General features: G+C 73.1%; 11 protein-coding genes. All 11 read right to left on the bottom strand.

The genetic code is table 11. From position 1 onward, the window contains the following. Nucleotides 1-201: 201 nt before the first annotated feature. Nucleotides 202-1,116 carry an orotidine-5'-phosphate decarboxylase gene (pyrF, locus tag ACFV9Q_RS25150; protein WP_377236678.1) on the bottom strand — a complete coding sequence of 305 codons (915 nt, stop codon included), beginning with the start codon at nt 1,114-1,116 and terminating at the stop codon, nt 202-204. Further along, nucleotides 1,113-4,511: a carbamoyl-phosphate synthase large subunit gene (gene carB, locus ACFV9Q_RS25145; RefSeq protein WP_377236677.1), complete on the bottom strand. Its 3,399-nt coding sequence runs from the start codon at nt 4,509-4,511 to the stop codon at nt 1,113-1,115. The genes pyrF and carB overlap by 4 nt, the downstream gene beginning before the upstream one ends. Continuing rightward, complete coding sequence (gene carA, locus ACFV9Q_RS25140) at nt 4,511-5,839, bottom strand: glutamine-hydrolyzing carbamoyl-phosphate synthase small subunit (RefSeq protein WP_377236723.1); 1,329 nt, start codon at nt 5,837-5,839, stop codon at nt 4,511-4,513. Before carA ends, carB begins: the two co-directional genes overlap by 1 nt. Before the next feature lie 44 nt (nt 5,840-5,883). Then, on the bottom strand, nt 5,884-6,549 hold the full coding sequence (locus ACFV9Q_RS25135; RefSeq protein ID WP_377236676.1) for a hypothetical protein: 666 nt from the start codon (nt 6,547-6,549) through the stop codon (nt 5,884-5,886). Continuing rightward, nucleotides 6,546-7,889: a dihydroorotase gene (locus tag ACFV9Q_RS25130; protein WP_377236675.1), complete on the bottom strand. Its 1,344-nt coding sequence runs from the start codon at nt 7,887-7,889 to the stop codon at nt 6,546-6,548. Before ACFV9Q_RS25130 ends, ACFV9Q_RS25135 begins: the two co-directional genes overlap by 4 nt. Further along, the gene (locus ACFV9Q_RS25125) at nt 7,886-8,929 is read right to left on the bottom strand and encodes an aspartate carbamoyltransferase catalytic subunit (protein ID WP_377236674.1); all 1,044 of its coding nucleotides are present in this window, start codon (nt 8,927-8,929) and stop codon (nt 7,886-7,888) included. Before ACFV9Q_RS25125 ends, ACFV9Q_RS25130 begins: the two co-directional genes overlap by 4 nt. After that, nucleotides 8,926-9,588 (bottom strand): bifunctional pyr operon transcriptional regulator/uracil phosphoribosyltransferase PyrR, encoded by a 663-nt coding sequence (pyrR, locus tag ACFV9Q_RS25120; protein WP_377236673.1) that lies wholly within the window; start codon nt 9,586-9,588, stop codon nt 8,926-8,928. The genes ACFV9Q_RS25125 and pyrR overlap by 4 nt, the downstream gene beginning before the upstream one ends. Before the next feature lie 165 nt (nt 9,589-9,753). Beyond that, nucleotides 9,754-10,167 (bottom strand): ArsR/SmtB family transcription factor, encoded by a 414-nt coding sequence (locus ACFV9Q_RS25115; protein ID WP_377236672.1) that lies wholly within the window; start codon nt 10,165-10,167, stop codon nt 9,754-9,756. Then, nucleotides 10,161-10,634, bottom strand: coding sequence for an SRPBCC domain-containing protein (locus tag ACFV9Q_RS25110; RefSeq protein ID WP_377236671.1), 474 nt, complete (start codon nt 10,632-10,634; stop codon nt 10,161-10,163). The genes ACFV9Q_RS25115 and ACFV9Q_RS25110 overlap by 7 nt, the downstream gene beginning before the upstream one ends. Nucleotides 10,635-10,831: 197 nt before the next feature. Further along, entirely contained in the window at nt 10,832-12,184 is a 1,353-nt protein-coding gene (locus ACFV9Q_RS25105; protein ID WP_377236670.1) for an MFS transporter, read from the bottom strand. A gap of 85 nt (nt 12,185-12,269) precedes the next feature. Beyond that, nucleotides 12,270-12,686 (bottom strand): transcription antitermination factor NusB, encoded by a 417-nt coding sequence (gene nusB, locus ACFV9Q_RS25100; RefSeq protein WP_285104672.1) that lies wholly within the window; start codon nt 12,684-12,686, stop codon nt 12,270-12,272. Between the last annotated feature and the right edge of the window lie 235 nt (nt 12,687-12,921).

Raw genomic sequence — 12,921 nt, 5'->3', positions numbered from 1 at the left:
CCGTGACCTGGCCCGCAACCGGTCTGGTGTGAACTGCTGCATCGAAAGTAGCCATCGCCTCAACGGTCGGCAATCGCAGAACGCCACTTCGTGAAAACTCATGCACATGCACTTTTAGGCATTTAGTACATTCCACAACAAAGCGCCCTCGATCCGTAGGGATCGAGGGCGCTTTGTCCGACACGCGGTACAAGGCGAAAATCAGCCTCGCAACGCCTCCGTCGCCTCCCGCGCGGCCGCTCGCGCGGCGCTCACCAGCGCCTGCGGGTCCGGTCCGGCCGCGAGCACCCCCCGGGACGACGACGCCAGGACGTTCCGCCGGGCGCCGCCGAACGTCGTGGCGAGCTCGCGCTCCCCCGCGCCCTGCGCGCCGACGCCAGGGGCCAGCAGCGGGCCGTTCACGGCTACCAGGTCCGTGCCCGTCGCGGCCACCGCGTCGCCGATCGTGGCGCCCACCACGAGGCCCACCGAGCCCATGGGCTCGGCGCCCGCGTTGAGCACCGCGGCGTGTGCCGCCATGAGGGCGGCGACGGAGACGCCGTCGGTCTGCGCGTGCTGCACCTCGAAGCCCTCCTTGTTGGAGGTGAGGCACAGCACGAACAGGCCGCGGCCCGTGGCCGTGGCGAGCTCGACGGCGGGTTCCAGCGAGCCGAAGCCGAGGTACGGCGAGACCGTCAGGGCGTCCCCGGCCAGGGGCGAGCCGTCCGCCAGGAACGCGTCGGCGTAGGCACCCATGGTCGAGCCGATGTCGCCGCGCTTGGCGTCGACGATCGTCAGCGTGCCCGTGCTGCCCGAGGTGCCCGTGCCCGAACCGGAGCCGGTCGCCCGGGCCGCCGCCAGCACCTCCTCCAGCACCGCGAGGCCGCGCGAGCCGTGCCGCTCGAAGAACGCCGCCTGCGGCTTGAACGCCGCGACCCTGCCCCCGAGCGCGTCGACGACGCGCAGGGAGAACTCCCGCAGGCCGGCGACGTCGTCGGACAGGCCCCAGGCGTGCAGGAGCGACGCGTGCGGGTCGATGCCCACGCAGAGCGGCCCGTGCTCGTCCATGGCGGCGGCCAGGCGCGCGCCGAACGGCGTGACGCCGGAGCCGACGTCGCCGGCAGAGCCCGCGGTCACGCGTGCGCCCCCGCCGTCGGCGCCAGGACGCCCACCTGCGCGGCCGCACGGCGCGCCGTGGTGGCCGCCGTGTGCTCCTGGAGGCTCGCCACCTCGAACGGGCCCGCCAGGACCGCCTCGATGCCCTGCACCGCGGCCGCGAGCTGGTCCACCGTGGTCGCGATCGGCTTGTCGGCCGCCGTCGTCGCCGCGCGGATCTCGTAGCCGTCGGCGCGGGCGCCCTGGCCCGACGGCGAGTTCACCACGAGGTCGATCTGCCCCTCGGTGATGAGCCCGACGACGGTGAGCTCGCCGTCCGGCCCGCGGCCCTCGGTGTGCTTGCGCACCTCGGTGGCCTCGATGCCGTTGCGGCGCAGCACGTTCGCGGTGCCGGCTGTGGCGAGCACCTTGAAGCCGAGCTCCACGAGGCGCTTGACCGGGAAGACGACGTGCCGCTTGTCGCTGTCGGCCACGGAGACGAACACCGTGCCCGACGTCGGCAGCCCGCCGAACGCCGCCGCCTGCGACTTGGCGAACGCGTGGGGGAAGTCCTTGTCGAAGCCCATGACCTCGCCCGTGGAGCGCATCTCCGGGCCGAGCACGGAGTCGACGACCAGGCCCTCGCGGGTGCGGAACCGCTTGAACGGCAGCACGGCCTCCTTGACGGCCAGCGGCGCGCCCAGGTCGAGCGTGGCGCCGTCGTGCTCCGGGAGCACGCCCGCCGCGCGCAGGTCGGCGATGGACTCGCCCACCATCACGCGGGCCGCGGCCTTGGCCAGCGGCGTACCCGTCGCCTTGGAGACGAACGGCACGGTGCGCGACGCGCGGGGGTTGGCCTCCAGGACGTACAGGACGTCGCTGACGAGCGCGTACTGGACGTTGAGCAGGCCGCGCACGCCCACGCCCTTGGCGATGGCCTCGGTGGAGCGCCGGATGCGCGCGATCTCGGCCTCGCTGAGCGAGACCGGGGGCAGCACGCACGCCGAGTCGCCGGAGTGGATGCCGGCCTCCTCGATGTGCTCCATGACGCCGCCGAGGAACAGCTCCTCGCCGTCGTACAGGGCGTCGACGTCGATCTCCATCGCGTCGTCCAGGAAGCGGTCGATCAGGAGCGGCGCGGCCAGGGTGCCGGGCGCGCCGTTCAGCGCGGCGGCGGCCGCGCTCTCGGTCAGCGCGCGCTCGACGTAGCCGGTGAGCTGGTCCTCGCTGTAGACGATCTCCATGCCGCGGCCGCCCAGCACGTAGGACGGGCGCACGAGCACCGGGTAGCCGATGCCCTCGGCGACGTCGCGGGCCTGGGCCAGCGAGCGGGCCGTGCCGAACGCGGGGGCCGGCAGGCCGGCGTCGAGCAGCACCTGGCCGAAGATGCCGCGGTCCTCCGCGGCGTCGATCGCCTCGGGGCTGGTGCCGAGGATCGGCAGGCCGGCCTCGGCGAGGCGCCGGGCGAGGCTCAGCGGCGTCTGGCCGCCGAGCTGGACGATGATGCCCTTGACCGGACCGGCGGCGAGCTCGGCCTGGTACACCTCCAGGACGTCCTCGAAGGTCAGCGGCTCGAAGTACAGGCGGTCGGACGTGTCGTAGTCCGTCGAGACCGTCTCCGGGTTGCAGTTGACCATGACGGTCTCGTACTTGTCCGCGAGCGCCAGGGTGGCGTGCACGCACGAGTAGTCGAACTCGATGCCCTGGCCGATGCGGTTGGGCCCGGAGCCGAGGATGATCACGGCCTCCCGCTCGCGGGGCGCCACCTCGGTCTCGGCGTCGTAGCTCGAGTAGTGGTACGGGGTCTTGGCCGCGAACTCGGCCGCGCAGGTGTCCACGGTCTTGTAGACCGGGCGGACGCCCAGGGCGTGCCGGATCTCGCGCACCGTGGACTCCCCGGAGGCGCCCATGCCGCGCAGGCGCGCGACCTGGGCGTCGGACAGGCCGTGCCGCTTGGCGTGGCGCAGCAGGTCCTCGGTGACCGTGGGCGACGCCGCGACCTCGGCCGCGACCTCGTTGACGAGCTGGATCTGGTCGAGGAACCAGGGGTCGATCTTGGTCGCGTCGAAGACCTGCTCGAGCGTGGTGCCGCCGGGCTCCCCGACCGAGCGCAGGGCCTGCTGGACCTGGACGAGGCGCTGCTCGGTGGGCCGCTCGATCTCCTTGAGCAGCGTGGCGAGCTCGTCGCCCGCCGGGGCGTCGCCGTCCCAGTGGAACTGCACGCCGCCCTTGTCGATGGAGCGCAGGGCCTTGCCGAGCGCCTCCGTGAAGTTGCGGCCCAGCGCCATGGCCTCGCCCACCGACTTCATGGTGGTGGTCAGGGTGTCGTCGGCGGCGGGGAACTTCTCGAACGCGAACCGCGGGACCTTGACCACGACGTAGTCGAGCGTGGGCTCGAAGCTCGCGGGGGTCACCTTCGTGATGTCGTTCGGGATCTCGTCGAGCGTGTAGCCGACGGCGAGCTTGGCGGCGATCTTCGCGATCGGGAAGCCGGTCGCCTTGGAGGCCAGCGCCGAGGAGCGCGAGACGCGCGGGTTCATCTCGATGACGATGATGCGCCCGTCGGCCGGGTCGATGGCGAACTGGATGTTGCAGCCACCGGTGTCGACGCCGACCTCGCGGATCACGGCGATGCCGATGTCGCGCAGCTTCTGGTACTCGCGGTCGGTGAGCGTCAGCGCGGGCGCCACGGTCACCGAGTCGCCGGTGTGCACGCCCACGGGGTCGACGTTCTCGATGGAGCAGACGACCACGACGTTGTCGTCCTTGTCGCGCATGAGCTCCAGCTCGTACTCCTTCCACCCCAGGATGGACTCCTCCAGGAGCACCTCCGTGGTGGGCGAGTAGTGCAGGCCCTGCCCGACGATGCGGTGCAGGTCCGCCTCGTCGTAGGCCAGGCCGGAGCCGAGGCCGCCCATGGTGAACGACGGGCGCACGACCATCGGGTAGCCGAGGATGTCGGCGGCCTTGAGGGCCTCGTCGATCGTGTGCACGATCTCCGAGCGGGCCGACTCGCCGCCGCACTTGGCGACGACGTCCTTGAACTGCTGGCGGTCCTCGCCCTTCTGGATGGCGGGGATGTTGGCGCCGATCAGCTCGACGCCGTACTTCTCCAGCACGCCGGCCTCGTCCAGGGCGATGGCGGCGTTCAGCGCCGTCTGCCCGCCCAGGGTGGGCAGCAGGGCGTCGGGACGCTCCTTGGCGATGATCGTGGTCAGCACCTCGGTGGTGATGGGCTCCACGTAGGTCGCGTCCGCGAACTCGGGGTCCGTCATGATCGTGGCCGGGTTGGAGTTGACCAGGATGACCCGCAGGCCCTCCTCCTTCAGGACCCGGCAGGCCTGGGTGCCGGAGTAGTCGAACTCGCAGGCCTGGCCGATGACGATCGGGCCGGACCCGATGACCAGGACCGAGGAGAGGTCGTTACGGCGAGGCATCAGTGGTTCTCCTCGGTGTTGTTCTGTGCTGCTGCGGGGGCTGCGGCGGAGGGCTGGGTCTTGAGGGCAGGCGGCCACGCCGCCGGGTTCGTCAGCAGGCCGACGAACCGGTCGAACAGGTACGCGGCGTCGTGCGGGCCGGCGGCCGCCTCGGGGTGGTACTGCACCGAGAAGGCGGGCAGGTCGAGGCAGGTCAGCCCCTCCACGACCTGGTCGTTGAGGCCCACGTGGGAGACGACGACGCGGCCGTAGCGGCCGCCGTCGGTCCTGCCGGCGTCGTCCCTGCTGGCGTCGTAGGGAGCCTGCGAGACGGCGGGCGCGCCGGCGTCGTCCACCACGGGCGCGTCGACGGCGAAGCCGTGGTTGTGCGCGGTGACCTCGACCTTGCCCGTCGTGCGGTCGAGCACGGGCTGGTTGATGCCCCGGTGGCCGTAGCCGAGCTTGTACGTGCCGTAGCCGAGGGCCCGGCCGAGCAGCTGGTTGCCGAAGCAGATGCCGAAGAACGGGATGCGGCGGTCCAGGACCGCGCGCAGCAGCTCGATCTCGTGCGCGGCGGCGCCGGGGTCGCCGGGGCCGTTGGAGAAGAACACGCCGCGGGGCGCGTCGTCGGGCAGGCCCGCGAAGGCGCCCAGGACGTCGTCGATCGTCGAGGACTGGGGCACGACGACGACGCGCACGCCGCGCTCGGCCAGCCGCGCCGGCGTCATGGCCTTGATGCCCAGGTCGACGGCGACGACGGTCGCGACGGGGGTACGCCCGGCGTGCTCGCCGGCAGGCTCCACCGTGTAGGCCTCCTTCGTGGAGACCTCGGGGGCGAGGTTCGCGCCCGCCATCTGCGGCGAGGCCTGCACCTCGGCCACGAGCTCCTCGACGGGGCGCGGGTAGCCCCCGCGCACCAGGTCGTCGCCGGAGAAGATCCCGGCGCGCATGACGCCCTCCTCGCGCAGCCGGCGGGTCAGGGCGCGGGTGTCGATGTCGGAGATGCCGACGACGCCCTGCGCGGCGAGCTCCTCGCCGAGCGAGCGCTGCGCGCGCCAGTTCGAGACCCGGCGCGCGGGGTCGCGCACCACGTAGCCGGAGACCCAGATGCGGCCCGACTCGGGGTCCTCGTCGTTCACGCCGGTGTTGCCGACGTGCGGCGCCGTCATGACCACGATCTGCCGGTGGTAGGACGGGTCGGTCAGCGTCTCCTGGTAGCCGGTCATGCCGGTGGAGAAGACGATCTCGCCGAACGTCGTGCCGGTGGCGCCGTAGGCGCGCCCGCGGTAGGTGGTGCCGTCCTCGAGGACCAGCGCTGCGGTAGTTACGGACGACTGTGCTGCCGTCACTGCGGACGTCACTGGGGACGTCTCTGCGGACGTCGTCGGGATGGTCACCGGGCCTCCTGCTGGTGCGGGTACTGCTGGTGCGGGTACTGCTCTTCGGGGTGCTGCTGGTGCTGCTGGGCCTGCGGGTGCTGGGCCTGCGGGTGCTGCTGGCTGTGCGGGCTCTGGCTGTGCGGGCTCTGGCGGTCGGCGAGCAGGTGGCGGACGGCGTCCACCAGGCCGCCGCGGTCCTCCGGGCGGCGCGGGCGCAGCCCGGTGTCGACCAGGGCCGCCGGGACGCCGTCGGCCTCCGGGACGGCCCAGGTGAGGACCACGAGCCCGTCCGCGCCGACGTACTTGCCCGCCATGCCCGGGGCGAGGCCCGCGCTGCGGATCGCGCTCACGGGGAGCCACAGGTCGTCGGTGCCGTCACGCTCGACGAGGACGCCGTCCTGCCCTGCACCGCCGCCGTGCACGGTGACGACCGCGTGCGCGCGGTCCCCCAGCCCGTGCGCGCCGACCCGGGCGAGCCAGTCGCCGTGGAGCGTGGTCGAGACGTAGATCGCCTCGACGGGGCCGAAGCGCACCTCGCCGGGAGAATCCGCGGGCGGTGACGGCGGCACCGGCACGACCGTGGTGGTGCGCTGCGCGAGCCGGCGGCGGCCGATGAGCGTCACGTACAGCACGAGGAAGACCGCGAGGGCGGCCAGCACGGCGACGGACAGGGCGGTCATCGGGTGGCTCCTTCCAGGGACCCGGCTTCCACCGGCGCGCCGTCCAGGACCGTCGCGCGGCCCCGGAGGAACGTGGCGACCACGCGGCCGGGGAGCTCCATGCCCTGGAACGGGGTGTTGTCGCTCGCGGTGACCTGGCTGGCGCCGTCGACCGCGCGGGTCGCGGCCGGGTCGACCAGGACCAGGTTGGCGGGCTCGCCGACGGCGATCGGCCGGCCCTGCGTGGCGCCGATCCGGCCGATGCGCGCGGGGTTCTCCGAGAGCACGCGGGCGACGTCGGCCCAGGTCAGGCGGCCGGTGTCGACCATGGTCTGCTGCACCACGGACAGCGCCGTCTCCAGGCCGGTCATGCCGAACGCGGCCGAGGACCACTCGCAGTCCTTGTCCTCGACCGGGTGCGGGGCGTGGTCGGTGGCGACGATGTCGATGGTGCCGTCGGCCAGGCCCTCGCGGACCGCCTCGACGTCCTTGGCGGTGCGCAGCGGCGGGTTCACCTTGAACACCGGGTCGTAGTCGCGGGCCAGCTCGTCCGTGAGCACCAGGTGGTGCGGCGTCACCTCGGCGGTGACGTCGATGCCGCGGCCCTTGGCCCAGCGGATGATCTCCACCGAGCCGGCGGTGGACAGGTGGCACACGTGCAGGCGCGAGCCCACGTGCTCGGCCAGCAGCACGTCCCGGGCGATGATCGACTCCTCGGCCACGGCGGGCCAGCCCGTCAGGCCGATCTGGGCGGAGACGACGCCCTCGTTCATCTGCGCGCCCTCGGTCAGGCGCGGCTCCTGCGCGTGCTGCGCGACGACGCCGTCGAACGCCTTGACGTACTCCAGCGCGCGGCGCATCAGGACCGGGTCGTGCACGCACTTGCCGTCGTCGGAGAAGACGCGCACGCGGGCGGCGGAGTCGGCCATGGCGCCCAGCTCGGCGAGCGTCCGTCCGTCCAGGCCCACGGTGACCGCGCCCACGGGGTGCACGTCGACCCAGCCGGCCTGCTCGCCCAACCGGTGCACCTGCTCGACGACGCCCGCGGTGTCCTGCGTCGGCGTCGTGTTGGCCATGGCGTGCACGGCCGTGAAGCCGCCTGCCGCGGCGGCGCGGGTACCGGAGAACACCGTCTCGGCGTCCTCCCGGCCCGGCTCGCGCAGGTGGGTGTGCAGGTCGACGAGGCCGGGCAGGAGCACGTGCTCCTGGGCCGGGATCTCCTGCGCGCCGTCGGGCACCTCGACCGTGCCGGGCGCCCCGAGGGCGGCGACCACGCCGTCCGCCAGCACGACGTCGACCGGGTCCGTGCCGTAGGGACGGGCCCCTCGCAGGACATAGGTCTGCGGTCTCGCGGTGCTCACAGGACGTTCCTCTCGTCGGTGCTGGAAACTGCTGTGCTGGAAACTGCTGTGCTGGAAATTTCGTCGGTGCCGGACAGCAGCAGGTACAGGGCGGCCATCCGGACGGCGACGCCGTTGGCCACCTGCTCCACGATCACGGAGCGGGGGTGGTCGGCGGCAGCCGCCGAGATCTCCAGGCCGCGGTTCATCGGCCCGGGGTGCATCACGATCGCGTGGTCCGGCAGGACCGCGAGACGGCGGGCGTCGAACCCGAACTTGCGGCTGTACTCCATCGGGCTCGGGAAGAACGACCCCGAACCGCCCGACATCCGCTCACGCTGCACCCGAAGCATCATGACCGCATCCGGCTGCCACTGCTCGAGCGTCTCGTCCAGGTGGTACGACACGCGGCACGGCCAGGTCTCCACGCCCACCGGCACGAGCGTGGGCGGCGCGACCAGCGTCACCTCGGCGCCCAGGGTGTGCAGCAGGTAGACGTTGGAGCGCGCGACCCGCGAGTGGAGGACGTCGCCGACGATCGCGATGCGCAGGCCCGCCAGGTCCGCGCCGACCGAGGTGTCGGACCCGCGGCCGTCCTCACCCACGTGCCCCACCAGGTGGCGGCGGATCGTGAACGCGTCCAGGAGCGCCTGCGTGGGGTGCTGGTGCATGCCGTCGCCGGCGTTGAGCACGCCCGCGTCGAGCCAGCCGGCGTGCGCGAGCTGGTGCGCCGCGCCGGAGGCCGAGTGCCGCACGACCACGGCGTCGGCCCCCATGGCGTGCAGGGTCAGCGCCGTGTCCTTGAGCGACTCGCCCTTGGACACGCTCGACCCCTTGGCCGAGAAGTTGATGACGTCGGCCGACAGCCGCTTGGCCGCCGTCTCGAACGAGATCCGGGTGCGCGTGGAGTCCTCGTAGAACAGGTTCACCACGGTGCGGCCGCGCAGCGTGGGCAGCTTCTTGTTCTCGCGCGACTGGGTCGCGGCCATCTGCGCGGAGGTGTCCAGGAGCAGGATCGCGTCGTCCTTGGACATGTCCTGGGTGGTCAGGAGGTGCTTCATCGGGCGCCCCTCTCGGTGCTTGAAGGGGCGGGGCTCGCGGGGCCGGCGCTGGCGGGGCTGACAGCCGGGGTCGCCTCGCTGATCACGACGGCGTCCGCTCCGCCGTCGACGTCGGCCAGCCGGACCCGGACGCGCTCGCTGCGCGAGGTCGGCAGGTTCTTGCCCACGTAGTCCGCGCGGATCGGGAGCTCGCGGTGCCCGCGGTCCACGAGGGCGGCGAGCTGCACCACGCGGGGGCGGCCGAGGTCGTTCAGGGCGTCGAGCGCGGCGCGGATGGTGCGGCCGGAGAAGAGGACGTCGTCCACGAGGACGACCACCTTGTCGTCGATCGTGCCGTCGAGGCTGCCCGGCAGCACCGTCTGCCCGACGGCGCGCGTGGGCTGACGACGCAGGTCGTCGCGGTACATGGTCACGTCGAGCGTGCCGTGCTCGCCGCTGAAGGTGGGCTCGATCTGCGCGAGGCGCTCGGCCAGCCGGCGGGCGAGCTGCACGCCGCGCGTCGGGATGCCGAGCAGCAGCAGGTCGGCGGCGCCCTTGTTGCGCTCCACGATCTCGTGGGCGATCCGGGTCAGCGCCCGGGCGATGTCGGCCTCGCCGAGCACCGTCCTCTCGGCGGCGGCGCCGGAAGCGCTGCTCGGGGTCTCACTGGATTCGGGCATGCGGGTGCCAGGATTCATCTGGCGACCTCCTTCTCCGCCTCACTGGACGGGATTAAAGGGAGTCTGACAGCCACCACCATAACGCGCCGTCCCTGTGCCGGACGCCGACGCCGGCGCCCGCCGGGAGGGGCGTTGCTCACATCCCGGGCGCCGACGCGCGACGCGTCAGCCGCGCGCCAGGCGCTCGGCGATACCGGCGATGCGACCCAGCCGCGCCTCCCACGCGTCCCCGATGCGCTCGAGCCGACGCCCCAGCGCCGTCAGCTCCGCGCCGAGCGCGCGATACCGGCGCTCGCGACCGACCACCCAGGACTCGACCAGCCCGGCGGCCTCCAGCACCGCGAGGTGCTTGGCGATCGCCTGCCGCGTCACGGGGAGCCGGGCGGCGAGGGCGGAGGCGGTCAGGCCGGACGCGGGGTCGACGGCGTCCTGACCGGCTCGCTCACGCGCTTGCTCACCGGCCCGCTCACCGCCGGACAGGGCCTGGAGGACGGCCCAGCGGGTCTCGTCGCCGAGCGCCGCGAACGCGACGACGGGCGACGGCGCCGACGCCGGCGCCGCAGCCCCCGACGTCACCATGACCGCGACTCGACGTACTCGACGAGCTCGTCCAGCTCGACGTCCCAGCCCTCGCGGTTGCCGTCGAGCGCGGCGCGTACCGCGTCGTCGGTGTCGCCGGTGAAGCCCGTCTCGTGGACGGTGAGGTTGGTGCCGGCGCCGTCGGGCTCCAGGGTGAAGGTGGCCTCGGTCATGCGCTCGGGCTCGTCCGCGGACTGGCCCCAGCGGTAGGCGAGCACGCGGCCGGTCTCCGCCCGGGTGACCTCGAAGGCGAACCAGCCGTAGCCCTCGAAGTGCAGCCGACCGCGGGTGCCGGTGGCGAACGGGCCGCCGTCGTCGGTCTCGCAGCCGTCGCCGAACCAGCCGGCGACGTGCTCGGGCTCGGAGATCGCGCGCCAGACCGCGTCGGGTGCGGCGGCGACCCGGACGGTGCGGGTGACCGTGCGTGCGGCGAGGTCGACGCTGCCGCGGGGCTGGGTGGTGGTCATGGTGTCCTCCGGGTGCGACTCGATCGACGAGGATTGCGCAACCGTTTGGTTGCGTTTCTACGATGCACCCTGACTCGACAATGCGCAACCCATTGGTTGCACCGCGTTGGTGGGACGGTGCCACTCCCCCGGCAGCGCGCGACACCCCCGCCCGCTCAACCCCCCGCCCGCTCAACCCCACCGCCCGCTCGACCCACCTAGTCCCGCAGCACCGCCGCCGCCAGTCCTGCCGCGACCGCGACCAGCACGAGCACCATCCCGACCGTCCCTGGCCAGCCCGCCAGCGCGAACCCGATGCCGCCGAGCCAGCCGAACAGGCTGGATCCCGCGTAGTAGGCCAGGTTGTACACGGCGGCGGCCTGGGTCCGGGCCTGGGGTGCGGCGACCGGCGTCCACCCGCTGGCCACGGCGTGCGCGCCGAAGAACCCGGCGGTCAGCACGACCAGCCCGGCCAGCACCAGCGGCAGCCAGTCCGACAGCGTGGCCACCACACCGAGCGCCATCACCCCGGTCGACACGATCAGCACCCGGCGCCGCCCGTGCCGCAGGACGAGGCGGCCCGTCCGCGCCGACGACCAGGTCCCGGCCAGGTAGGCGAGGAAAACGAGGCTCACCACGCCGGGCGAGAGGTCGAAGGGCGGGGCCGCGAGGCGGAAGCCCAGGTAGTTGTAGACGGCGACGAAGCCGCCCATGAGCAGCAGCCCCTGCGCGTCGAGCACGAGCAGGCGCGGGTTCAGCAGCGCACGGAACCGCCCGAGCCGCCCGCGCCTCCCGAACCGATTGCGCCCGCCGCGCGGAGCACCGCGCTCCGGGAAGGCGGGGTCGGGAGCAGGGCTGTCGGGAGCAGGGCTGTCGGAAACAGGGCCGTCGGAAACAGGGCTGTCGGAAACAGGGCTGTCGGAAACAGGGCCGTCAGAAACAGGCCCGTCGTCGGGCGGTCCGGCCGCGGCTCGCGGCCCCCGATCACGCGGGGCGAGCCAGATGAAAGCACCCGTGGCGACCAGGCACGCCACCGCGACGGCGCCCACGCCCGCGCGCCAGCCGAACAGCTCGGCCACGCCGCCGGACACGATCCGCCCCAGCAGCCCGCCGACCGACGTGCCCGCCACGTACGTCCCGGCAGCACGCGGGACTGCGGCCGCGGAGCCCGACTCGATCAGCATCTCCGTCAGGTAGGCCATCGCGACGGCGGGCACGCCCGCGACGAACAGCCCCTGCACGGCCCGCCCGGCCACGAGCAGCTCGAACGACGGCGCGAACGGGACCACGAGCCCGATCGCGGTGGCGCCGAGCATCGCGACGGTCATCGCCCGCACCCGCCCGGCGCGGTCGGCCACCCACGCCCAGGGCAGCACGCCCACGGCCAGGCCGAGGGTGGCGGCGGAGACGAGGAGCGACGTCGCGGACGCCGACGTCGCGAGCTCGCGGGCGGCGTCCGGCAGGACGGACTGCGGGGCGTAGAGCTGGGCGAACGCAGCGGTCCCGGCGCCGAACAGGGCGACGAGCAGACGTCGCTCGTCGAACCGTCCAGCGCCGGGACCGGTGCTCACAGTGCTTGCGGGGCTGCGTATCGGCTTGCGTGCCGGCTTGTACCCCGGCTTGCGTGCCGGCTCGGTTGCCGGTTGACGACCCAGGTCACGCCAGCAGGGTCGGCTTCAGGTCCTTGACCCGGCCCAGCAGGCCGTTCACGAAGGCCGGGGAGTCATCGGTGGACAGGTCGCCGGCGAGGTCGACCGCCTCGTCCAGCGCGACGGCGTCGGGCACGTCGTCGTTGAAGAGGACCTCCCACGAGCCGATCCGCAGCAGCGCGCGGTCGACGGCGGGCATCCGGTCGAGGGTCCAGCCCTGCGAGTAGGTCTCCAGCACCTCGTCGATACGGTCGCGGTGCGCGACCACGCCCTCCACGATGTCGACGGCGTACTGCGGCACGGCCGCCTCGGTGTGCGGCACGGCCACACGGTCGGCGAGGAGCGTCAGCGGGTCGATGCCGCGCTGCTCCGCCTCGAAGAGGATGTCGGCGGCGCGCTTGCGCGCCTTGGTGCGTGCGCCCATGGTCTCTCTCTGTCGCGGAAGCTCAGTTGCGATTGCCGGCTACGAGCTCGGCTGGGTAGTCGGCTCGGGTCGGCCGTTCGGCTCGGTGACGAGCCGTGTGACACGAACCGCGGGGGGGACGGGCGAGGGCAGCCCCCGGGTGGCCCCCCCCGACACAACCAAAGGGGCCTCCCACGCGGGTTTTTCACTTCCCCCTCGCCACCCCCTCCCAAAAAAAACAGAACCCGCCCCCCCC

The organism is Promicromonospora sp. NPDC059942 (genome assembly GCF_042731755.1).
In the GTDB taxonomy this organism is placed as follows: domain Bacteria; phylum Actinomycetota; class Actinomycetes; order Actinomycetales; family Cellulomonadaceae; genus Promicromonospora.
Note: the sequence above shows the minus strand (reverse complement) of the source record. Positions and strands in the feature narration are given on the sequence as shown.